Below are 449 nucleotides of genomic sequence, written 5' to 3'. Positions count from 1 at the left end.
ATCTTGTACGACGTGACCACCTTGTACTTTGAAACCGATACTCCTGATGAGCTTCGCAAACCCGGGTTTTCCAAAGAGCGCCGCCTCGAGCCGCAAATCCTTGTCGGGCTGCTTACTGATGCCACTGGGTTTCCATTGCATGTGGGCGCGTTTGCTGGCAACTCGGCAGAAACCCACACGATGCTGCCGATGATCACACGGTTCCAAGATGCCTACCAACTCGACGAGGTCACCGTCGTCGCCGATGCGGGGATGTTTTCAGCGGCGAACAAACAAGCACTCATTGACGCAGGTCTGCACTACATTTTGTCGGTGAAAACCCCCACCGTGCCTGAGGTAATTGAAACCTGGCGGCGGGAAAACCCCGGTGAAGACTACACCCACGGCCAGATCTGGACACAAGCCTCGGCAAGCGATGGGCGCAAACACACAACCCCGAATTCGGTGAC

The 449-nt window shown here is 56.1% G+C and carries 1 protein-coding gene; it reads left to right on the top strand.

The features are described 5' to 3' along the window. On the top strand, positions 1 to 449 hold a 449-nt coding region (locus HMPREF2875_RS03695; RefSeq protein ID WP_141754563.1), incomplete at both ends, for an IS1634 family transposase.

The sequence above is a fragment of the Corynebacterium sp. HMSC078H07 genome, assembly GCF_001812805.1.
Lineage (GTDB): Bacteria > Actinomycetota > Actinomycetes > Mycobacteriales > Mycobacteriaceae > Corynebacterium.
Note: the sequence above shows the minus strand (reverse complement) of the source record. Positions and strands in the feature narration are given on the sequence as shown.